17 protein-coding genes are annotated in these 19887 nt (G+C 69.8%); 11 read left to right on the forward strand and 6 right to left on the reverse strand.

Annotation, left to right across the window (positions count from 1 at the left end; translation table 11 throughout):
• Window positions 1-237: 237 nt before the first annotated feature.
• On the reverse strand, window positions 238-810 hold the full coding sequence (locus tag AC5RWQ_RS06975) for a GNAT family N-acetyltransferase (RefSeq protein ID WP_494281903.1): 573 nt from the start codon (window positions 808-810) through the stop codon (window positions 238-240).
• Between the two features lie 333 nt (window positions 811-1143).
• Between AC5RWQ_RS06975 and AC5RWQ_RS06980 the strand changes: the two genes are divergently transcribed.
• From AC5RWQ_RS06980 to AC5RWQ_RS06990, 3 genes are all read left to right on the forward strand, one after another.
• Window positions 1144-1509, forward strand: a complete 366-nt coding sequence (locus AC5RWQ_RS06980; protein WP_494281904.1) for a PadR family transcriptional regulator — start codon at window positions 1144-1146, stop codon at window positions 1507-1509.
• A complete protein-coding gene (locus AC5RWQ_RS06985) occupies window positions 1506-2882 on the forward strand; it encodes a permease prefix domain 1-containing protein (RefSeq protein ID WP_494281905.1) in 1377 nt (458 codons plus the stop codon). The genes AC5RWQ_RS06980 and AC5RWQ_RS06985 overlap by 4 nt, the downstream gene beginning before the upstream one ends.
• A gap of 230 nt (window positions 2883-3112) precedes the next feature.
• Complete coding sequence (locus AC5RWQ_RS06990) at window positions 3113-3562, forward strand: iron chaperone (RefSeq protein WP_494281906.1); 450 nt, start codon at window positions 3113-3115, stop codon at window positions 3560-3562.
• Window positions 3563-3696: 134 nt separating this feature from the next.
• Here AC5RWQ_RS06990 and AC5RWQ_RS06995 read toward each other — a convergent pair whose 3' ends face one another.
• On the reverse strand, window positions 3697-4758 hold the full coding sequence (locus AC5RWQ_RS06995; RefSeq protein WP_494282035.1) for a saccharopine dehydrogenase family protein: 1062 nt from the start codon (window positions 4756-4758) through the stop codon (window positions 3697-3699).
• A 105-nt stretch (window positions 4759-4863) separates the two neighbouring features.
• Between AC5RWQ_RS06995 and AC5RWQ_RS07000 the strand changes: the two genes are divergently transcribed.
• A complete protein-coding gene (locus AC5RWQ_RS07000; RefSeq protein WP_494281907.1) occupies window positions 4864-5802 on the forward strand; it encodes a helix-turn-helix domain-containing protein in 939 nt (312 codons plus the stop codon).
• A gap of 170 nt (window positions 5803-5972) precedes the next feature.
• Here the strand turns inward: AC5RWQ_RS07000 and katG are convergent, their stop codons facing one another.
• Window positions 5973-8249, reverse strand: a complete 2277-nt coding sequence (gene katG / locus AC5RWQ_RS07005; protein ID WP_494281908.1) for a catalase/peroxidase HPI — start codon at window positions 8247-8249, stop codon at window positions 5973-5975.
• A 23-nt stretch (window positions 8250-8272) separates the two neighbouring features.
• Window positions 8273-8701 (reverse strand): Fur family transcriptional regulator, encoded by a 429-nt coding sequence (locus AC5RWQ_RS07010; RefSeq protein ID WP_494281909.1) that lies wholly within the window; start codon window positions 8699-8701, stop codon window positions 8273-8275.
• 69 nt (window positions 8702-8770) lie between these two features.
• Here AC5RWQ_RS07010 and AC5RWQ_RS07015 point away from each other — a divergent pair, with 69 nt between their 5' ends.
• The 4 genes from AC5RWQ_RS07015 (at window position 8771) to AC5RWQ_RS07030 (ending at window position 15379) form a co-directional block, all read left to right on the forward strand.
• Window positions 8771-10795 carry a helix-turn-helix domain-containing protein gene (locus tag AC5RWQ_RS07015; protein WP_494281910.1) on the forward strand — a complete coding sequence of 675 codons (2025 nt, stop codon included), beginning with the start codon at window positions 8771-8773 and terminating at the stop codon, window positions 10793-10795.
• An 83-nt stretch (window positions 10796-10878) separates the two neighbouring features.
• Window positions 10879-13383: an alpha/beta fold hydrolase gene (locus tag AC5RWQ_RS07020; protein ID WP_494281911.1), complete on the forward strand. Its 2505-nt coding sequence runs from the start codon at window positions 10879-10881 to the stop codon at window positions 13381-13383.
• The gene (locus tag AC5RWQ_RS07025; RefSeq protein ID WP_494281912.1) at window positions 13380-14561 is read left to right on the forward strand and encodes a lipid-transfer protein; all 1182 of its coding nucleotides are present in this window, start codon (window positions 13380-13382) and stop codon (window positions 14559-14561) included. The genes AC5RWQ_RS07020 and AC5RWQ_RS07025 overlap by 4 nt, the downstream gene beginning before the upstream one ends.
• Window positions 14558-15379, forward strand: coding sequence for an SDR family NAD(P)-dependent oxidoreductase (locus tag AC5RWQ_RS07030; RefSeq protein ID WP_494281913.1), 822 nt, complete (start codon window positions 14558-14560; stop codon window positions 15377-15379). The genes AC5RWQ_RS07025 and AC5RWQ_RS07030 overlap by 4 nt, the downstream gene beginning before the upstream one ends.
• Window positions 15380-15384: 5 nt before the next feature.
• Here the strand turns inward: AC5RWQ_RS07030 and AC5RWQ_RS07035 are convergent, their stop codons facing one another.
• The gene (locus AC5RWQ_RS07035; RefSeq protein ID WP_494281914.1) at window positions 15385-15603 is read right to left on the reverse strand and encodes a TetR/AcrR family transcriptional regulator; all 219 of its coding nucleotides are present in this window, start codon (window positions 15601-15603) and stop codon (window positions 15385-15387) included.
• A gap of 205 nt (window positions 15604-15808) precedes the next feature.
• Here AC5RWQ_RS07035 and AC5RWQ_RS07040 point away from each other — a divergent pair, with 205 nt between their 5' ends.
• The 3 genes from AC5RWQ_RS07040 to AC5RWQ_RS07050 all read left to right on the forward strand — a co-directional run bounded on the left by AC5RWQ_RS07040 (window position 15809) and on the right by AC5RWQ_RS07050 (window position 18434).
• Window positions 15809-16489, forward strand: coding sequence for an NADPH-dependent F420 reductase (locus AC5RWQ_RS07040; protein WP_494281915.1), 681 nt, complete (start codon window positions 15809-15811; stop codon window positions 16487-16489).
• A 62-nt stretch (window positions 16490-16551) separates the two neighbouring features.
• Entirely contained in the window at window positions 16552-17427 is an 876-nt protein-coding gene (locus tag AC5RWQ_RS07045; protein WP_494281916.1) for an SDR family oxidoreductase, read from the forward strand.
• Between the two features lie 113 nt (window positions 17428-17540).
• Window positions 17541-18434 carry an LLM class F420-dependent oxidoreductase gene (locus AC5RWQ_RS07050; protein WP_494281917.1) on the forward strand — a complete coding sequence of 298 codons (894 nt, stop codon included), beginning with the start codon at window positions 17541-17543 and terminating at the stop codon, window positions 18432-18434.
• A gap of 390 nt (window positions 18435-18824) precedes the next feature.
• On the opposite strand, the gene AC5RWQ_RS07055 is transcribed toward AC5RWQ_RS07050, so the two are convergent.
• Window positions 18825-19874, reverse strand: coding sequence for a zinc-binding dehydrogenase (locus AC5RWQ_RS07055; RefSeq protein WP_494281918.1), 1050 nt, complete (start codon window positions 19872-19874; stop codon window positions 18825-18827).
• Window positions 19875-19887 lie beyond the last annotated feature (13 nt).

Genomic DNA, 19887 nt, shown 5'->3' on the forward strand with positions numbered 1-19887 from the left:
GAGCCGGGATCTGACCCTCTCGGGTCGACGCCAGGCTCAAGCCGCGCCAGGACGCGCTCGCAGCCGAGCCCCGACACCTACGCCTGCGGGAGGCGGCCACGCCGTAGCCGGCGGGGGCAGGGAGCGCTGTTTGTGACGTGGGAGGTTGGAAAGGCTCACTGATCGCGACCATCAAACCCCGCGACATCGACGTCCGCTTGTCAAGGGGCTGGGCGCTCTCTCGCTGGCGAAAAGCATTCAGCGGCCAGGATCAGACCCGGACGACGGGCGCCACTGCCGCCTGATCAGCCCGTACACCCATGAGTCCGACACCTCGCCGTTCACGACGCAGTCTTCCCGCAACGTCCCTTCACGCACGAATCCGAGCTTTTCCAGGACGCGAGCAGATGCCGTGTTGCGCGTATCGGTCTCGGCCTGGACTCGATTCAGGTCCAGCGTGTCGAATGCCCACTGCAGCAAGGCGCGCGCGGCCTCCGTCGCGTAGCCGTTGCCCCATGCCGCATCGTCGAGGCAGTAGCCCATCGACGCGCTGCGATAGTCGGGGTTCCATCGGGCCAGACTGCACCAGCCGATAAATGCCCTGTCGGAAACACGGTCGATGGCCAGCCGCGCCCCGCTGCCTTCGTCCGCCATTTGCTGGCAAGCCGTGATGAAGCGTTCGGCGCGCGCTCGTTCGCTCCAGGGCGGCGCGTCCCAGTAGCGCAGCACGTAGGCGCTGCTGTGCATCGCGAACAGGGCGTCCGCGTCTGCGCTGGTCACGGGGCGCAGTAGCAGGCGAGCGGTGTGCAGCGTGGGGGTGGGCAAGGACATACGCGCCATGTTGCCTTGTCATGAGGGGCGGCCGGGGGGCGGCATAGGCCGTGCCCTAGGAGCGCGCGGCGCAAACGCCGTCCTGAGGAAACAGGCAACTCTGTCAGACTCGCGTGTCCTCATTGCATTCGCTAGCCAGGAGGCGCCGGCTTCCCAGGCACTCAGCTAGGCACGCGCCGCCGCCACGTTCTTCGGGGTGCGGCCGAACAGTGCGCCCGCGCGGCGGCGGATCGCGGATACCGCTGGCAGGGCCACGTGACCGGCCGTTGCGCCAGGCAATACCTACCAGTACTATGCATCATACTTCTAGGGTTAGGAGCGGGGTGAGGTCTCGTGAAGGTCGCTAAGGATTTGGTGGCCGCCTCGGCGACACCGATGGTGCTCGGCATCCTGGCCGAGGGCGAGAGCTACGGCTACGCCATCCTCAGGCGGATCAACGAGCTGTCCGGGGGCGAGCTGAACTGGACCGAGGGGCTGCTGTACCCGTTGTTGCACCGGCTTGAGCGCCTCGGTTATATGGAGTCGAGCTGGCAGTCGGTCACCGGCGAGCGAAAGCGCAAGTACTACCGCATCACCGACAAGGGCCTGGCTGAGCTGGCCGAGCAGCGCCGGCAGTGGGACACCGTCGTGGACGCGCTCAAGGAGATCTGGCATGACCGTGTGCCGCTGACGGTGAACCCGCTGGAGGGCCTCGCATGACGGCACAGGACGGGCAGGAGGAGTTGGAAGCGCAGTTCGAGCAGTGGCGCCAGTACGTGCTCCGCCGCAGGGAGCTGCAACCGTTCGACGCCGACGAGCTCGAAGACCACCTCCGCGGCTCCGTTGACGAGCTCGTCGCAGCAGGCCTGAGCCCGCATGAGGCGTTCCTGGTCGCGGTCAAACGGATGGGCAGCCTCGATGAACTCTCCCGCGAGTTCGCCCGGGAGCATTCGGAACGGCTGTGGAAGCAGCTGGTGCTGACCGCCGACTCCGGCAGCCCGGTCGCCGGCACGCGCTCCCGGCGGGACCTGTGGGCCATGGTCAGCTGCGCGGCGGGCGCGGTGGCGTCCGTCAAGGTGCCAGCACTGTTCGGGCTGAGCTTTGAGGACGACAGCTCGTTCTACGCGCGGAACTTCACCCTGTTCGCGCTGCCCTGGTTGGCGGCGTTCCTGGCCTGGCGCCGGAAAGCCCGACGGTCAGTGATCGCGATACTGGTGGCGCTGTTCGCTCTCGGCGCCGTGGCGGGCAATGCCTACCCCCTGGCGGACAAGTCGCAGTCCGTGGTCGTCACCAGCATCCACCTTCCCATCGCCCTGTGGCTCGTGGTCGGTCTGGCCTATGTCGCCGACGACTGGCGCTCCTTCCGTCGACGCATGGACTTCATCCGCTTCACCGGCGAGTGGTTCATCTACTTCGTACTCATGGCCCTCGGCGGCGGCGTACTCTCCGCGTTTTTGTTCAACACCTTCAAGGCCATCGGAATCGTCCCGGAGGAGTTCATCTCGCATTGGCTCCTTCCCTGCGGCGCCACGGCCGCGGTCGTAGTGGCCGGGTGGCTCGTCGAGGCCAAGCAGAGTGTCGTCGAGAACATCGCGCCGGTTCTCACGCGGCTGTTCACCCCGCTCTTCACGGCCGCCCTCCTCGCCTTCCTCGTCGCTGTCGTCTGGACCAGCCACGGCATCGACGTCGAGCGCGAAGCGCTGATCCTGTTCGACCTCCTGCTGGTCGTGGTGCTGGGGCTGCTGCTCTACTCGCTCTCGGCCCGCGATCCGCTGGCCCCGCCCGGCCTGTTCGACAAACTCCAGCTCGCGCTCGTGGTCAGTGCGTTGGCCATCGACGTGCTGGTGCTGCTGGAGATCACCGGGCGCATCACCGACGAATACGGCAGTACGCCCAACAGGGCGGCCGCGCTCGGCGAGAACGTCATCCTGCTGGTCAACCTCGCGTGGTCGGCGTGGCTCCTGCTGACCTTCATCCGTCGGCGCACGCCGTTCGCGGCGCTCGAACGTTGGCAGACCGGCTACCTGCCGGTGTACGCCGCGTGGGCCTGGATCGTGGTCCTCGTCTTTCCTCCGTTGTTCAGCTACGTCTAACCGAGAAGGTCCACCCCAATGACACCAATGTCGCCCGCCCGGCGGTGTGACAGGCCTGTCGCAACGCTCGCGTGCCAAGCACGCCGGGCGAGCTCGGCGCGCGCACCGGGCTGACCATCCGGGCCTGAGATCCGATCAGGAATCGAGAAGCGCCAGGGCGTCGTCCCGCCTAGCCTTTTCCCAGGTGGCCGGCATACGCCGAGCCTTGAACGGCGAATGGGAGCCCGAGAATGTCCGCGAAGACTTCCCCGACCGCGTCCGACGGCTTCAGCCCTGAGGAGCGTGCCGCGATGAAGGAGCGCGCCGCCGAGCTGCGCGCCGAGGGCAAGAAGGGCGCCAAGAAGGCCGACGGGCTGCAGGCGGTCCTCGACCGGATCGGGCAGATGGCGCCGGAAGATCGTGCGCTCGCCGAGCGCGTGCACGTAACGGTGACCGCTACCGCCCCGGAGCTGTCGCCCAAGACCTGGTACGGGATGCCCGCCTACGCGAACGCGGACGACAAGATCGTCGTCTTCTTCCAGGACTCGGGCAAGTTCAACTACCGGTACTCGACCCTGGGCTTCCAGGACACGGCCAACCTCGACGACGGGGACCTGTGGCCGGTGTCGTACGCGCTGCAGAAGTGGAGCCCCGCGGTAGAGAAGAAGGTCGTCGAGCTGGTGAAGGCCGCGGTTTCCTGACCGTTGCCCCGACCGTCGCAGGGTGAACCAGAGGCCTCCCACCACCTCGCGTAGGTGACCTCCGCTGGTGAGGTGGGTACAGGCCGCGACGATGTCCTCATGGCTGGTCTGGGCTGTCACCTGTGGCTGTGCGATCAGGCGAACTCTGGCACGCGAGACTCGTGGCGCGGTTCGAGCGAGATGTGCGCGGACAGCGCACGGAGGAAGTCGGGCGCGTCGAAGATCTCGCCGGCGGAGGCGACGCCGCTCGTCCTCGTCTGACCGCCGAGGATGCGATGGACCGCTTCGACCGCCAGCGGTGCGCTGACGGCGTAGATGTCCTGGCCCCTGGCGACGACGCGGCGTTGTGTGTCGCCGGAGCGCACGATGACGTCGACGGTGAACGTCTGCGCTGACCGGCCGAGCTCGTCGACCGCAGTCGGTGCGGGTGTGTCTGTAGCGGCCAGGTCCTTGGCCGCGTCGGTGGTCATGTACGTGCGCACCTCGGGGATGGACAGGTGGGTGGGGATGGTCACGACGTCGGCCATCGTGAACTCGGCGAGGACGGTCCGGCGGCCCAGCGGAGCGGGAAAGTCCCATTCCAGGGTCGGCAGGCTGGACTCGTCGACGTAATACTCCAGCCGGCCTCCGGTGTAGCGGACCCGGTGGCCATCGCGCCGTTCCCGGGAGACGGTGCCGGAGGCGAGGGTCCCGGCCGTGGGGTGCCAACTGCTCAGTCCGTACGCGACGTGCGCCTCGTCGGCCGCCATCCAATCGCCCATCGCCGCCGTGACCAGTAGATCGCCGAGTCCGCCGAAGAAGGCCATCGCCGGCACCACCGCCACGCCTGCGGTTCGAGCGCGGTCGGTGAAGTGCGTGAAGGTGTCGAGGTTGGCCTCGATCTCGGCCGCCACATCCACGTACGGGACCCCGGTGCGCAGCGCGGCCTCGATCACGGGGGCCGCAGTCGAGGCGAACGGGCCGGCGCAGTTGATGACCGCGGCCGCGCCCTTCAGTGCCTGGTCGAGCGAGGCCGGATCGTCGACCGGCGTCACCCGGTATGCGAGCCCCGGACGCGACGCCGCCAGCGCCTGGAGCTTGCCCGCGTCGCGGCCGAGGAGGAGCGGGACGAACCCGCGATCGCGCAACTCCGTCACCACGAACCGCCCGGTGTGTCCGTACGCGCCGAACACCGCCACGATCTGACCCGAACCCATCTGCGGTTCCTCCCGTGCTCCTCGAAAGATCGACTGAGGAGAGCCTCCCGCAGCGGCCGGCCCCGGACCAGTGTCTGGAACGCCATGCCCCATACAATTTCGGACATGGCCACTGTCGCGCTCGCCGCCACCGACGCGATGCTGCACTTCGAGCTCGCCATGGCCTGCGAGGTCTTCGTCCGCGACCCCTCCGGCCTGGCAGACCCGTGGTACGACCTCGTGGTCTGCGGCCCGGGCCCGGTCCGGATCGGCAGATTCCGGATGGAACCTGACGACGGGTTGGACCGACTCGCCCGCGCCGACACCGTGATCATCCCTGCCGTGGAAGACATCGACGCGGACGTGCCACCCGATCTGCTCGACGCCGTCCGCGCGGCCCATGAGGCGGGCGCTCGGATGGCCTCGCTGTGCACCGGTGCGTTTGTGCTGGCCGCCGCCGGGGTGCTGGACGGGCTGCGCGCGACGACGCACTGGGCCCACACCGAGGCGCTGGCCGCCCGCTATCCCCGGGTGAAGGTCGACCCGGACGTGCTCTACGTCGACAACGGCAACGTGCTCGCCTCCGCCGGCAAAGCCGCCGCGATCGACCTGTGCCTGCACCTGATCCGCCGCGACCACGGCTCGACGGTCGCCAACGCCGTCGCCCGCCGCCTGGTCGTCCCCCCGCATCGCGCTGGCGGCCAGGCCCAGTTCGTCACCACCCCGGTGCCCGCCCGCGACGACCATCCCCTCGCCGACCTGCTCCCCTGGGCGATGGAACGGCTCGACCGGCCGCTGACCGTGGAGGACCTGGCTCGCCAGGCGAGAATGAGCTCGCGCAACCTGGCCCGCCACTTCAAGTCGGTAACAGGCACCACTCCGCTGCAGTGGCTGTCGACGCAGCGGATCCGCCGGGCCCAGGAGCTGCTGGAGAACACCGACAACAGCATCGACGCCATCGCCCAGGCGGCTGGTATGGGAACCGCCACGACGCTGCGCCGACACTTCCACCGCACCGTCGGTGTACCTCCGGACGCCTACCGTCGCACCTTCCGCAGCGCCTGACCCTCGGCGTCGGCCTGAAGCCATGCGCCAGAAACAGAAACGGTGCACGCCATCATCGATCTTGGCGCGCACCGTTGGGATGCGGTTGATGTCCGATGACCGAATTCAGTGGCGGGCGAGCCCCGGTCGATCGCTGGTGGATCGACCGGGGCTCGTCGGTTGGAGCCGGCTCAGGCGAGATCGAACCGATCGAGTTCCATGACCTTGGTCCAGGCTGCGACGAAGTCGGACACGAACTTGTCGCGGGCATCCTGGCTGGCGTAGACCTCCGCGAGGGCTCGCAGCTGGGAGTTGGAGCCGAAGATGAGGTCGACCGCCGTGGCGGTCCACTTCACCTCGTCGGTGGCCAGGTCGCGGATCTCGTAGACGTGCTCGTCGGACTCCGACGCCTTCCACCGGGTGCCCGGGGAGAGCAGGTTGGCGAAGAAGTCGTTGGTGAGCACACCGGGCCGGTCGGTGAGGACGCCGTGCTGGGTGCCGCCGGAGTTGGCGCCGAGGGAGCGCAGGCCGCCGACGAGGACGGTCATCTCGGGCGCGGTCAGGTTGAGCATGTAGGCACGGTCGACGAGCAGCACCTCCGGCTGGGTCTTCTCGCCGGGACGCAGGTAGTTGCGGAACCCGTCGGCGCGCGGCTCGAGGACCTCGAAGGACTCGACGTCGGTCTGCTCCGCGGTGGCGTCGGTGCGGCCGGGACGGAACGGCACGGTCACCTCGACGCCGGCGTCGCGCGCCGCCTTCTCCACGGCGGCCGAGCCGGCCAGCACGATCAGGTCGGCGAGCGAGATCTTCGCGCCGCCGGCGGCGTTGAACTCCCGCTGGATGCCCTCGAGGGTCTCCAGGACCGTCGCGAGCTGCTCGGGCTGGTTGACCTCCCAGCTGCGCTGGGGCTCGAGACGGATCCGCGCGCCGTTGGCGCCGCCACGCTTGTCGGTGTGCCGGAAGCTCGCGGCGGAGGCCCAGGCGGTGGAGACCAGCTGGGCGGTCGTCAGGCCGGACTCCAGGACCTTCGCCTTGAGGGCGGCGATGTCGACGTCACCCACGAGTTCATCGTTGACGGCCGGCACCGGGTCCTGCCACAGCTGGGGCTCGGCGACCCACGGTCCCAGGAAGCGGCTGACCGGACCCATGTCGCGGTGCAGCAGCTTGTACCAGGCCTTGGCGAAGGCCAGTCGGAACTCGTCGGGGTTTTCCAGGAAGCGGCGCGAGATCTTCTCGTACGCCGGGTCGACGCGCAGCGACAGGTCGGTGGTGAGCATCGTCGGCCTGTGCTTCTTCGACGGGTCGTGGGCGTCCGGGATGATGGCCTCAGCGTCCTTGGCGACCCACTGCTTCGCGCCGCCGGGGCTCGTGGTGAGCTCCCACTCGTTGCCGAAGAGGATCTCGAAGTAACGGTTGCTCCACTGCGTCGGCCGGTCGGTCCAGGTCACCTCGAGACCGCTGGTGATCGTGTCCCCGCCCTTGCCGCTGCCGTAGGTACTCAGCCAGCCGAGGCCCTGCGCCTCCAGCGGGGCGCCCTCGGGTTCCGCGCCCACGTGGTCGTCGGCGACGCCGGCGCCGTGGGTCTTGCCGAAGGTGTGGCCACCGGCGATGAGGGCGACGGTCTCCTCGTCGTTCATCGCCATCCGCCGGAAGGTCTCGCGGATGAAGTGCGCCGCCGCGGCCGGGTCCGCGTTGCCGCGGGGGCCCTCCGGGTTGACGTAGATGAGACCCATCTCGGTCGCCCCGACGCCGGCCGCCATCTCCTTCTCGGAGGCGTAGCGCTCATCGCCGAGCCAGGTGTCCTCCGGACCCCAGAAGATCTCCTCGGGCTCCCACACGTCCTCGCGACCGAAGCCGAAGCCGAAGGTCTTGAACCTCATCGACTCCAGGGCGACGTTGCCGGCGAGCACGAGCAGGTCGGCCCACGAGATCTTCTGGCCGTACTTCTGCTTGACCGGCCACAGGAGCCGGCGCGCCTTGTCGAGGTTGGCGTTGTCCGGCCAGCTGTTGAGCGGGGCGAACCGCTGACCGCCGTCGCCGGCGCCGCCGCGACCGTCCTCGATGCGGTAGGTGCCGGCGGCGTGCCAGCTCATCCGGATCATCAGGCCGCCGTAGTGGCCGAAGTCGGCCGGCCACCAGTCCTGCGAGGTGGTGAGGACCTTGACGATGTCCTGCTTGAGGGCCTCGACGTCGAGCTTGGCGAACTCCTTGGCGTAGCTGAAGCTCTCCCCCAGCGGGTTGCCCTTGGACGAGTGGGCGTGCAGGACCGAGAGGTCGAGCTGGTTGGGCCACCAGTCCCGGTTGGTGCGCGGACGACCTCCGGTCTTCGGGGTCGGCGAGTCGATCGCCGGGTTCTCGCTCTCGCTGCCGTGCGCGGTCACGGAGTCGTGTGCGACCGGGCAGCCGGCCGCAGCCTTCTGGTCCACGCCCTGCGCACTGGAGGGACCGTTGTCCTGGGTGTCGCTCATCTGCTTCCTTCCGAGCTGGCGGATCACTGGGGCGTGCGTTCGGTCGCACAGTCGGGGCAGGTGCCCCAGTAGACGACCTCCGCCTCGTCGACCACGAAACCGTGGTCGTCCGTGGCGGTGAGACAGGGAGCATGGCCGACGGCGCAGTCGACGTCGGCGATCGCGCCGCAGGAGCGGCACACGACATGGTGGTGGTTGTCCGCGACCCGGGACTCGTAGCGGGCGGTCGCACCGGCAGGCTGGATGCGCCGCACCAGACCGGCGTCGGTGAGCGCACGCAGCACGTCGTACACCGTCTGGTGGGAGACCGTGGGCTGGTCCGCCCGTACCAGCGCGATCACCGCGTCGGTGTCGACGTGCGGGTGGTCGCGCAGCGCGGCGAGCACCGCCAGCCGGGGCCGGGTCACGCGCAACGAGACCGCCCGCAACTGCGCCTCGAAGTCGGACGTCATGTGATGAACATAGTCCACTCTTCTGGAATGAATCTAGTTTTGCCTCGGACTGCTGCAGCAGCTCACGAGGTGTCCGAGGAGCGACGCCATCCATCACCCACCGCTGGTTGTGAGGACAATCCCGTGATACGGGACGCCACGCGCGCTGGCTTGGCCGGGCAGGGTGAGGGCTCCGGCCTCCGTTCACGGTGTGTTACCGTCCGCGACCACGAACGTGGACGTGGGAGGGCCATGACGACAGTCGACGACAATGTCGCTCGCCGCGCCTTGCGGCTGCTCGCCGACGCTGGGAACGCGTCGGCCGAGCGGTTGATCCGGTTACGCGCCGAGGTGGCCGGCGACGCACGAGCACGGGAGAGTGTCGAGCTCGCGCTGACGGTGAGTGAGCGGCTGGCCGAGCGCCACCGGCGTGAACGCGAGTTGACCGCGCTGTACGAGACAGCGGGGGATCTGTCGTCGCTGCGGGACGTCGAGGAGGTGCTGCAGGCGATCGTCGCCCGCGCGCGGGGTCTGCTGGGCACCGAGGCGGCATATCTGATGCTCATCGACGAGCAGCGCGGTGACACCTATGTGCGGGTCACCGACGGCATCCACACCGAGGCGTTCAAGACGGCCCGGCTCGCGATGGGCGCGGGGCTGGGCGGACTCGTGGCGCAGACCCGCCAGCCGTACGCGACCCCGGATTACCCGCACGACAAGCGGTTCGTGCACACCGTCGACGAGGTCGTCTGCGGCGAGGGTCTGATCGCGGTGCTGGGCGTACCGCTCCTGCTGCGGGAAAAGGTGATCGGAGTACTCTTCGCAGCCAACCGGCGAGAGCGGCCGTTCGCCGACGCCGAGGTCGCCTTGCTGATCTCCCTGGCCACCCACGCCGCGATCGCGATCGAGACCGCCTCGCTCTTCGCCGACGTACGTGCGCACAGCGACCTGATGGAGCGGGCGGCCAACGTGCACGAGCGGCTCACCACCGTCGCAGCCCAGGGCGGTCAGTTGCCCGAGGTCGCGGCCGTGGTCGCGGAGGTCCTGAGCGCCGGCGTGTTCGTGGCCGATCCCGGTCTGCGGGTCCTCGCCTCGGCTGGCCCGCTCGCCCCGGCCCCGGGCGACACCGTTACCGATGACGTGGCGAAGACCTGCCTGTCGGCGATCGCCACGCGGGCGACCGCGGCGACGCCTAAGAGCTGCGCCGCGCCGGTCGTCGCCGGGTCTCAGGTCCTGGCCGTCCTGGTGGCCTGCCGAGGTGATCTCGGCGTTGCCGATCAGCGCACGGTCGAGCGGGCGGCCCTCGTGGCGGCCATCCTGCTGCTGACCGAGCGGCAGCTGGCCGAGGCCGAGCACCGGGTACGCGGCGACCTGTTGACCGAACTGCTCGCCGATGCGCAGCCGGACCCGGACGGGCTTCGACGGCGGGCCCGGCTGCTCGGATGGGACATGGATCGACCGCATGCGGTGATCGTGGCCTACCCCGAACGGAGCGAGGACCGTCGGATCGCAGCCAGCGCCCTCGGCAGCTGGGCAACACAGTGCGGCGGGTTCTGCGGCGAGCACGGCCGGAACGTCGTCGCGCTGCTGCCCGGCGCGGACGCAGCGCTGGCTGCCCCGGCGGCGGCGAATCGCCTCCGCAGAGCCGTCGCCGCGCCCGTCACCGTCGGTGCCGCCGGTCCCGGTGACGGGCCGGCGGGGCTGCGCGATGCCCACCGCGATGCGCGGCACTGCGTCGACGTCCTGCGCGCGCTCGGCAAGACCGGGACGGCGGCCAGCCCTGCCGATCTCGGGGCGTTCGGGCTGCTGTTCGGTCCGGCCGGCCGTGAGCGGGTGACTGCGTTCGTGCAACGCACCCTCGGTGCGGTGGTCGACTACGACGCGCAGCGCGGATCGGAGCTGTTGCGAACGGTGGAGGCCTACTTCGACGCCGACGGCAGTCACGTTCGCGCCGCCGCAGCACTGTTCATCCACGTCAACACGCTCTACCAGCGCATCGAACGCATCAGCGCACTGCTCGGCGAGGGGTGGCGGACCGGGCAGAAGGCACTGCAGATCCAGTTGGCCGTCAAGCTGAACCGGATCGCCAGCTTGACCGATCAGCATTCGGGCTAGTGGTTGGTCCCTCCGTCAGACTGACCCAGCAGTGTGGGGATCCTCCATCGCCCAGCGTGCTGAACGAGCCCTAGGTTTCGCACATGGAGTTTCGCTCATCCGGCCCGCGCGCGCCCGTCGATGACTTCCGGCCGCGGTGGTCGGGGTTCGCCGCGTTCTTCCGTGACCGCACCGATCTCGATGCCGCGTACCTGACGGAGCTGCACCATGCCCGGGGTACCCGACGCGGGTGGACCGCCGGCGAGTGGCGGTCCCGGGTCGAGGCGACGGCGGCCTGGCTGCGGGGGCAGGGCATCGGCCCGGGGGACGCGGTGGCGACCCTCGCCGGCAACACCGCCGAGGCGCTCGCGGTGGCGTACGCATGTTGGCTGGTCGGCGCGTGCTGCGTGCCGCTGAATGCGCAGGAGGCCACCGACCGGCAGCTGTTCGTGCTGCGCGACTCGGCAGCGCGCCTGCTGGTCCACGCACCGGAGCACGTCGACCGGGCCACCGCCCTCGCCGAGGCGACCGGCTTGCCGCTGCACCACACCGCCGACCTGCCGGCCGAGAGCACGACTTCGGTGGCGGACCCGGCGGTCGGTCTGGATGTCGCGGCGTTACGGCTTTACACCAGCGGCACCACCGGCGAGCCGAAGGGCATCATCACCACCGTCCGCAATCTGCTGACCGACCTGGACGCGCTGGCCAGCACCTTTGGCTGGGACTCCGACACCCGGGTCTACACGGTGCTGCCGGTGCACCACGCCAACGCTCTGGTCATCTCCATGCTGCTGCCCTGGCACACCGGGGCCTCCACGGTTCTGGCCGACCGGTTCCGGACTGAGCGCTTCTGGGCCGACGTGGCCGCTGAGCGGGCGACCACCGCCAGCCTGGTGCCCACCCTGCTGGAGTTCCTGCTCGGCGGCGACGGCGAGGCGCCCGAGTGTTTCGTCGAGGTGCTATGCGGCGCAGGGCCGCTGCTGGTGGAGACGGCCCTCGACTTCGAGAAACGCTTCGAGATCCCGATCCGGCACATCTACGGCCTGTCGGAGACCACCTGCGTCGCCTCCGCCATGCCCGCTCTCCCCGACGAGCAGCGCCGTCACTGGCACGCCGACTTCGGCTTCCCCAGCATCGGCAGCCCGCTCCCGCACGCGCAGATGGCGGTACTGCATCCGGTCACCGGAGAGCAGGCGCCGGCCGAGGTCCGCGGCGAGCTCGCCGTCCGCGGCGCGATCATCATGCGCGAGTACGCCGGGCACCCCGAGGCCACCACCGAGGCATTCCGTGGCGGGTGGTTCCACACCGGCGACGAGGGCTTCTGGCGGCCCGGCCCGGACGGGCAGCCCGTCTTCTTCATCACCGGACGGATGAAAGAACTCATCATCCGCGGTGGGCACAACATCTCACCGTTCGAGATCGACGAGGTGCTGCGCAGCCACCCGCGGGTGGCGTTCGCCCTCGCCGTGCCGTTCGAGCACCGGGTCTACGGCGACGAGATCGCCGCCTACGTCGTCGCCGACGGGCCCCTGACCGAGCAGGAGATCCTCGACCACTGCGCGGCCCGCCTCGACTTCGCCCACCAGCCCAAGGTCGTCGTCTTCGGCGACGACGTGCCCTACACGGCAACCGGCAAAGCCAAACGGCTCGAACTGAAGAACCGCCTCGCCGCCGAACTCGCCGCATACCGCGACGCCGGCTTCCGCCGTCCCAAGGCCGCCCCCCCAGGAGCAACCGTGACCCCCGAAGAACTCGACGTCCCCGTCGCCGGCGGCACCCTGCGGGTGTGCCGCTGGCCCGGCGAGACCGGCCCGACCGTGCTGGCCGCGCACGGCATCACCGCCAACGCCCTCTCGTGGGCACCGGTCGCCGACGCCCTGTCCGGCCGCGCCACCCTGATCGCCCCGGACCTGCGCGGACGCGCGCACAGCACCGCCCTACCCGGTCCGTACGGGCTCGCCCAGCACGCCGACGACCTCATCGCCGTCCTCGACCACCTCGGCCTCGACCGGGCGCCGATCGTCGGGCACTCGATGGGCGCGTTCGTCGCCGCCGTCGCCGCGGTCCGCCACCCGGACCGAGTCTCGTCGGTGCTGCTCGTCGACGGCGGCGTCACACTGCAGGTGCCCGACGGCGCAGACATCGACGCCATCCTGCAGGCCGTCATCGGCCCGGCCATGCGCCGTCTGCAGATGACGTTCGACAGCGAACAGTCGTACCTGGACTTCTGGCGGGTGCATCCCGCGCTGTCCGCGGCCTGGTCCCCCGCGGTGCGGGACTACGCGCTGCGCGACCTGGTCGGCGAACCGCCCGCGCTGCGCTCCTCCTGCTCGCTGGAGGCGGTGCGCCGGGACGCCACGGACACGCTTCTGGACGAGCAGACGACAACCGCCGCCCACCGGATCGGCTGCGCGGCGACGCTGCTGTGGTGCGAACGCGGCATCCTCGACGAACCGCAGGGCCTGTACGACGAGGCCCGCCTGAAGGCCGCCGGAATCGACCGCAGCGGCCTCACCGTGGAGAAGGTGTCCGACGTCAACCACTACACGATCCTGCTGTCGGCCAAGGGCGCCAGCACCGTGGCCGACCACATCGGACGGCTGGCGTGAGGCCCGTCCTGGTCGCGGGCGTGGGCATGATCCCGTTCCGCAGGCCGTCGCAGAGCCTGGCGTACGACGTGATGGGCGAGACGGCCGCGCGGGCCGCCCTGGCCGACGCGGGCGTGGACTACGCGCTGATGCAGCAGGCCTACGTCGGTTACGTCTACGGCGACTCCACCTGCGGGCAGGCCGCCCTGTACGGCCTGGGCACCACCGGGATCCCGATCGTCAACGTGAACAACAACTGTGCCACCGGATCCAGTGCGCTGTGGCTGGCCCGGCAGGCTGTCGCCACCGGCGCCGCCGACTGCGTCCTGGTGGTGGGTTTCGAGCAGATGGCCCGGGGTGCACTCGGGATGGCCTTTCCCGACCGCGACAGCCCGCTGACCCGCGGTGACGCCGCCCGGTCCCGGCTGCAGGACGACGAGAGCGTGCCGTTCGCGGTGGCCTACTTCGGCGGCGCCGGCGCGGAGTACGCCCGCCGCCACGGCACCTCGCCGGAGACGTTCGCGGCGATCGCGGTCAAGGCCCGCCGCCATGCCGCCCACAATCCGAACGCGGTCTTCCGGGAACCGGTCACCGTCGAGGAGGTGTTGGCCTCGCCGCCGATGTACGGGCCGCTGACCCGGCTGCAGTGCTGCCCACCCACCTGCGGTGCCGCCGCGGCCGTGCTGTGCAGCGCCGACTTCGCCCGTCGGCACGGCCTCGACACGACCGTGACGATCCGCGCGCAGGCGCTGGTCACCGACACACCGGGCACGTTCGACGAGGCCGACATGATGCGACTGGTCGGCTACGACATGACCCGCACCGCCGCCGATCGCGTGTATGCCGAAGCCGGAGTCGACCCGACCGACGTGCCGGTCGTGGAACTGCACGACTGCTTCACCGCCAACGAACTCATCAGTTACGAGGCGCTCGGCCTGACACCGGAAGGCATGGCCGAGAAGTTCATCGCCGATGCCGACAACACCTACGGCGGCCGGGTGGTCGTCAATCCCTCCGGCGGCCTGCTCGCCAAGGGCCATCCGCTGGGCGCGACCGGACTCGCGCAGTGCGCGGAGCTGACCTGGCAGCTGCGCGGTGCCGCCGGCGCCCGGCAGGTCGAGGGCGCGAACCTGGCCCTCGCGCACAACGTCGGCCTCGGCGGCGCCTGCGTGGTCACCCTCCTGGAGAGGACCGCATGAGCAACCTGCAGGGGCGCGTCGCGCTGGTCACCGGGTCCGGACGCGGGATCGGCCGGGCCATCGCCCTCAAGCTCGCCTCACACGGAGCACGCGTCGTCGTCAACGACCTCGATCCGGAGCCGGCGGCGGAGACGGTCGAGCTCATCGGGAAGGCCGGCGGGCAGGCGGTCGCGGTCGCCGGCAGCGTCACCGACCCCGAGTTCGCCGAGCGGTTCGTCGACACCGCCGTGTCCGCCTTCGACGGGCTGGACATCATCGTCAACAACGCCGGCTACACCTGGGACGCGGTCATCCAGAGGACCACCGACGAGCAGTGGAGCGCCATCCTCGACGTGCACCTCACCGCCCCGTTCCGCCTGCTGCGCGCCGCCCAGCCCGTCATCAAGCGGTTCGTCGAGCGGGACCGTTCCGCCGGCATCACGCGTCACCGCAAGGTCGTCAACATCTCGTCGATCTCCGGTCTGGCCGGAAACCCCGGCCAGGCCAACTACTCCGCCGCCAAGGCCGGCGTGGTGGGCCTCACCAGAACGCTGGCCAAGGAATGGGGCCGGTACGCCGTCAACGTCAACGCCGTTGCCTATGGCGTCATCCGCACCCGGCTGACCGACCCGGCAGGCCCCGGCAGCATCGATGTCGACGGGCGGCAGCTGACCGTCGGCCTCAACCCAGGCATCGCGGCCTCTCTGGACCGGTCGATCCCGCTGGGGCGCGCCGGGACCGTCGAGGAGGCAGCCGGAGCGGCCTACCTGCTCTGCACGCCCGAGGCGGACTACATCACCGGCGAGGTGCTCCTCTGCGCCGGCGGCTACAGCTTCTGAGAGTGCTACGCGTCGGACGCGGTCAGCCCCGGCCGGGGCTGACCGCGTCCACCAGAGCGCGTGCGGCGGCGCGAGCGCTTGTAGAGCGTGGCCTTGGCGACGCCGGATTCAGCGATCACGGTGTCGACACCGACGCCGTGGGGGCCGTACGCGTAGAACAGCCGGAACGCGGTGTCGAGGATGCGCTCGCGGGCCGACTGCCGGGGCCCACCCGCCTGGGCCATCGTCCCACCTGCTCGTTCCGCACGGCTGGTTGACCGTTGCGCGTTCGGCCACTGGACCTTCAGCATGCAGACAGGTCTGTTTAGCGCTCCCAGTCGTGGTCGCCCGGTTCCTGATAGCCCGCCGTCTTCTGGTAGACAGACCTGTCTGTTAGGGTCTCTTGGAGGCGCGATGACTCGCACTCAACACCATCAAGGAGCGCTCGCAATGAAGATCGCAGTCCTGGGAACCGGCATGGTCGGTCAGGCCCTCGCCGGCCGCCTGGCGGAACTGGGCCACGACGTCACCGTCGGTACCCGCGACATCGCGGCGACGATGGCGCGTACCGAACCGGACGGCATGGGCAACCCGCCCTACTCCGCGTGGGCCGCCGCCCGTCCGGCGGTACGGCTCGCCACCTTCGCCGAGGCCGCCGAGAATGCCGAGCTGCTGGTCAACGCCACCTCGGGCAACGTGTCGATCGCCGCCCTGGAGGCGGCCGGCGCCGACAACCTCGCCGGCAAGATTCTGATCGACATCGCCAACCCGCTGGACTTCTCCCGCGGCTTCCCGCCCACCCTGTTCGTCAAGGACACCGACTCCCTCGGGGAGCAGATCCAGGCCGCATTCCCGCAGCTGCAGGTCGTCAAGACGCTCAACACGCTGACCGCCGCACTGATGGTGAACCCGGCGCAGCTCGCCGACGGCGAACACAGCGTGTTCGTCTCCGGCAACGACGCGGACGCCAAGAAGGCCGTGGTCGGCCTGCTGGAGTCGTTCGGGCACACCGACGTCATCGACCTCGGTGACATCACCACCGCCCGCGGCACCGAGATGCTGCTGCCGGTGTGGCTGCGGCTCATGGGCGCACTGAACACCCCGATGTTCAACTTCAAGATCGTTCGATAGCGGTACCGGGGCCGGCGACCGCGCCGGCCCCGTCGCGCATTGCAGCCAGCCAAGGAGCGACAATGGCTTCCACTCCTCTCATGACCGGCAAGACCGTCCTGGTCACCGGCGGCACGGGCGGCATCGGTAAGGCCACCGCCGTCGGCCTTGCCGCCCTGGGCGCCCGGGTCGGCGTCACCGGCCGCGACCGAGCCCGCGCCGAGCGGGCCGCCGCGGACATCCGCGCGGCGTCGGGCAATGACCAGGTCGACGTGTTCATCGCCGAACTGTCGTCACAGGCCGAGGTTCGGCGACTGGCCGCCGACGTGCTGCAGGCGTATCCGCGACTGGATGTGTTGGTCAACAACGTCGGTGGGTTCTGGGCCCACCGGCACCTGACCGCCGACGGGCTGGAGCGCACCCTCGCGCTCAATCACCTCGCGCCGTTCCTCCTGACCAACCTGCTGCTGGACCGTCTGAAGGAGAGCGTCCCCGCGCGGATCATCACGGTCTCCTCCGGCGCGCAGGCCATGGGAAAGATTGACTTCGACGACCTGCTGGGCGAGCGGAAGTATTCGGGCCAGCGGGCCTACAACCAGTCGAAGCTGGCCAACGTCATGTTCACCTACGAACTCGCCCGACGTCTGGACGGCACCGGCGTCACCGCCACCGTGCTGCACCCCGGCGTGGTACGCACGGCCTTCGGCGCCGAAGATCCCACGGCGATGATGGGCGCCCTGACCTTCGCCGCCCGTCCATTCATGAAGACTCCCGCGCAGGGTGCGGCCACCCCGATTTACCTCGCATCGTCCCCCGATGTGGAGGGCGTCACGGGTCGGTACTTCGCCAACCGGAAACCGAAGACCTCGAACAGGTCCTCGTACGACACGACCGCCGCAGCTCGGCTGTGGCAGGTCAGCGCCGACCTGGTCGGCCTGCCTGCACACGTACAGCCCTGATCACGGTGGCCGTCGGCGAACCCGCCCCCACGGCCTTGATCACCCTCTAGCGTCAGGTCCGGGGACGACACGATCCCGGGTCTTATCCACGCCCGGCAGGAGAGAGCAGAACGATGAAGCTAGGTGTACATCTGATCAACTTCGACTTCCCGGGCGGCCCCGCGTCGATCGGGCCGACGTTGGCCCGGGTCGGCGCCGCCGCCGAAACCGCGGGAGTGGCGAACCTGTCGGCGATGGATCACTACCTCCAGATTGAAGGTATGGGTCTCGGCAATGCCGACGCACCCATGCTCGAGGGCTACACCACACTCGGCTTCCTCGCCGCGCACACCAGCACCGTCGAGCTGCAGTTGCTGGTCACGGGGATCACGTACCGTCACCCCGGCCTGCTGGCGAAGATCGTCTCCACCCTGGACGTGCTGTCCGGCGGGCGCGCGGCGCTCGGCCTGGGTGCCGCCTGGTACGAACGCGAACATGCCGCGTTCGGCGTGCCCTTCCCACCGTTGAAGGAACGCTTCGAGCGGCTGGAGGAGACGCTGCGGATCGTGCACCAGATGTGGAGCGACGACAACGGCCCGTTCGAGGGCAGGCACTACCAGCTCGCCGAAACGGTCAACTCGCCACAGCCGCTGCGCCGCCCCCACCCGCCGATCATGGTCGGCGGCGGCGGAGAGAAGAAGACCCTGCGCCTGCTCGCCCGCTACGCCGACGCCAGCAACCTGTTCGCCGGGCCACAGTCCAGTCCCGGGCAGGTGAAGGCGAAGCTCGACGTTCTCGCCGCGCACTGCGAACGGGAAGGGTCCGACTTCGACCGGATCCGTAAGACGGTGCTGTGGACCGGGCCGCTGAACCCCGATGCGGAGAGCGGCAAGGTCTTCGCCGACCAGATGGCCGGGTACGCAGAGGTCGGCATCACCGAGGTGCACGTGATGCCCTTCGGCACCGACCCGGTCGGGTTCATCGACGGGCTCGGCGACCACGTCATCGGGCACCTTGACACCATGTGAACAGCGAACCGTCTCACCCGCGTCCCACCAGCACGCTCGCGGCTGAATCGGGATCCGGTCCTAGGTGGCACGGCGCGTGTCGGCAGGGACAGCACCATGCCGAGGTCGGCATCGACGGCCCGCCCCAGCGGTGCAACCGGCCACCGTCGCCCGGAAACGAATGCCGTGCGATACGCCTGGCTCGCACCGTCGATCTTCGTGGTGTCCGAGGGACGAGTTCGACCCCACATCCATGATCCTCGTTCGTGGTGAAATGCAACTGGCAGCCGGGTATTCAAGCCAAAGCCGGTCTCCTTGTCCAGGCTGTGCCGGCAGGGTGACCCACCCTGCCGGCATGCCAACGTCGACTTGCGGAGTAGGAGGCGAGAGCCTCACGACCCGCAGTAGGTCTCAGGGCTTGAGGATCAGCCGGATCGGGCTGCCTTCTTTCTTCACGAGCCGTTCGACGCCTCGGGGGGCCTCGGACAGCGGGAGCACGTCGCTGATCGACCCGGAGAGGTCGAGGCGATGGTGGCCCACCAGGGACACGAGCTGCTCGACGTGCTCCGGTGCGCTGCCGTAGTGGCCACGGACCTGCTGCTTCAGAAAGCTGAACAGGGTGGTCTGGTGAATGGTCAGCGGTTGGGGCGCCAGCCCGACCAGGACCAGCTTGCCCTCGTTGGCGAGGACGGTCTGGGCCTGGGTCCAGACCGGCGGGGCACCGGCCAGGTCGAAGGCGACGTCGAGGCCGCGCCCGCCGGTGATCCGGCGGACCTGCTCGGCGAAGTCGGCGGCGCTGGGGTCGAGGACGTGGTCGGCACCCAGGGCGAGGGCCCGCGCCCGGGCATCCGCCAGGGGATCCACGGCGACGATCGGGGCGGCCCCGACGAGACGCAGCAACTGCACCGCGTGGGCCCCCAGACCGCCCAGCCCCCACACGCCGACCGCCTGGGTGGGGCGTACGTCACCGGTGCCGACGATCGCACCCCAGGGGGTGGAGACCGCGTCGGGGATGATCGCGGCCTGCTCCAGCGGGAGATCGTCGGGTACGCCGACCAGGGTGAAATGGTCGGCGATGGCGTACTCGGCCCAGCCGCCGTCGTAGTCGACCCCGCGGGTCAGCGGGTGCTGGCACTGGCCCACCCGCCCGAGGAGGCAGGGCGGGCAGGCGCCGCAGGGCTGGCCGGCCTGCAGCAGCACGCGCCGCCCGACCTGCCAATCGGCGGGCACCTGCGCCCCGACGGCGTCGATCACGCCGGCCACCTCGTGCCCCAGGGTCACCTTCTCCACGGCGGTGTCCAGCCGCAGGCTCCCGTCGATGAGGTGGACGTCGGACAGGCAGATGCCGGCCGCGGCGACCTTGATCCGCACCTGGCCCGGTCCGGGCTGCGGGACGGGTACCTCCTCCATGGCGAACGTGCCTGTCTTGTAGTCGAGTCGGCCGGCAAGCATGGTGGACATGACGTTCTCCTTG

It is taken from the genome of Micromonospora sp. BS32 (genome assembly GCF_059089345.1).

What these genes read in the sequence shown, in the direction of transcription:
- AC5RWQ_RS07030 (WP_494281913.1), top strand. Translation starts at nt 14,558, where the DNA reads ATGAGCAACCTGCAGGGGCGCGTCGCGCTGGTCACCGGGTCCGGACGC.
- AC5RWQ_RS07050 (WP_494281917.1), top strand. Translation starts at nt 17,541, where the DNA reads ATGAAGCTAGGTGTACATCTGATCAACTTCGACTTCCCGGGCGGCCCC.
- AC5RWQ_RS07035 (WP_494281914.1), bottom strand. Translation starts at nt 15,603, where the DNA reads ATGGCCCAGGCGGGTGGGCCCCGGCAGTCGGCCCGCGAGCGCATCCTC.
- katG (WP_494281908.1), bottom strand. Translation starts at nt 8,249, where the DNA reads ATGAGCGACACCCAGGACAACGGTCCCTCCAGTGCGCAGGGCGTGGAC.
- AC5RWQ_RS07040 (WP_494281915.1), top strand. Translation starts at nt 15,809, where the DNA reads ATGAAGATCGCAGTCCTGGGAACCGGCATGGTCGGTCAGGCCCTCGCC.
- AC5RWQ_RS06990 (WP_494281906.1), top strand. Translation starts at nt 3,113, where the DNA reads ATGTCCGCGAAGACTTCCCCGACCGCGTCCGACGGCTTCAGCCCTGAG.
- AC5RWQ_RS06985 (WP_494281905.1), top strand. Translation starts at nt 1,506, where the DNA reads ATGACGGCACAGGACGGGCAGGAGGAGTTGGAAGCGCAGTTCGAGCAG.
- AC5RWQ_RS07000 (WP_494281907.1), top strand. Translation starts at nt 4,864, where the DNA reads ATGGCCACTGTCGCGCTCGCCGCCACCGACGCGATGCTGCACTTCGAG.
- AC5RWQ_RS07045 (WP_494281916.1), top strand. Translation starts at nt 16,552, where the DNA reads ATGGCTTCCACTCCTCTCATGACCGGCAAGACCGTCCTGGTCACCGGC.
- AC5RWQ_RS06975 (WP_494281903.1), bottom strand. Translation starts at nt 810, where the DNA reads ATGTCCTTGCCCACCCCCACGCTGCACACCGCTCGCCTGCTACTGCGC.
- AC5RWQ_RS07010 (WP_494281909.1), bottom strand. Translation starts at nt 8,701, where the DNA reads ATGACGTCCGACTTCGAGGCGCAGTTGCGGGCGGTCTCGTTGCGCGTG.
- AC5RWQ_RS06995 (WP_494282035.1), bottom strand. Translation starts at nt 4,758, where the DNA reads ATGGGTTCGGGTCAGATCGTGGCGGTGTTCGGCGCGTACGGACACACC.
- AC5RWQ_RS07055 (WP_494281918.1), bottom strand. Translation starts at nt 19,874, where the DNA reads ATGTCCACCATGCTTGCCGGCCGACTCGACTACAAGACAGGCACGTTC.
- AC5RWQ_RS07020 (WP_494281911.1), top strand. Translation starts at nt 10,879, where the DNA reads ATGGAGTTTCGCTCATCCGGCCCGCGCGCGCCCGTCGATGACTTCCGG.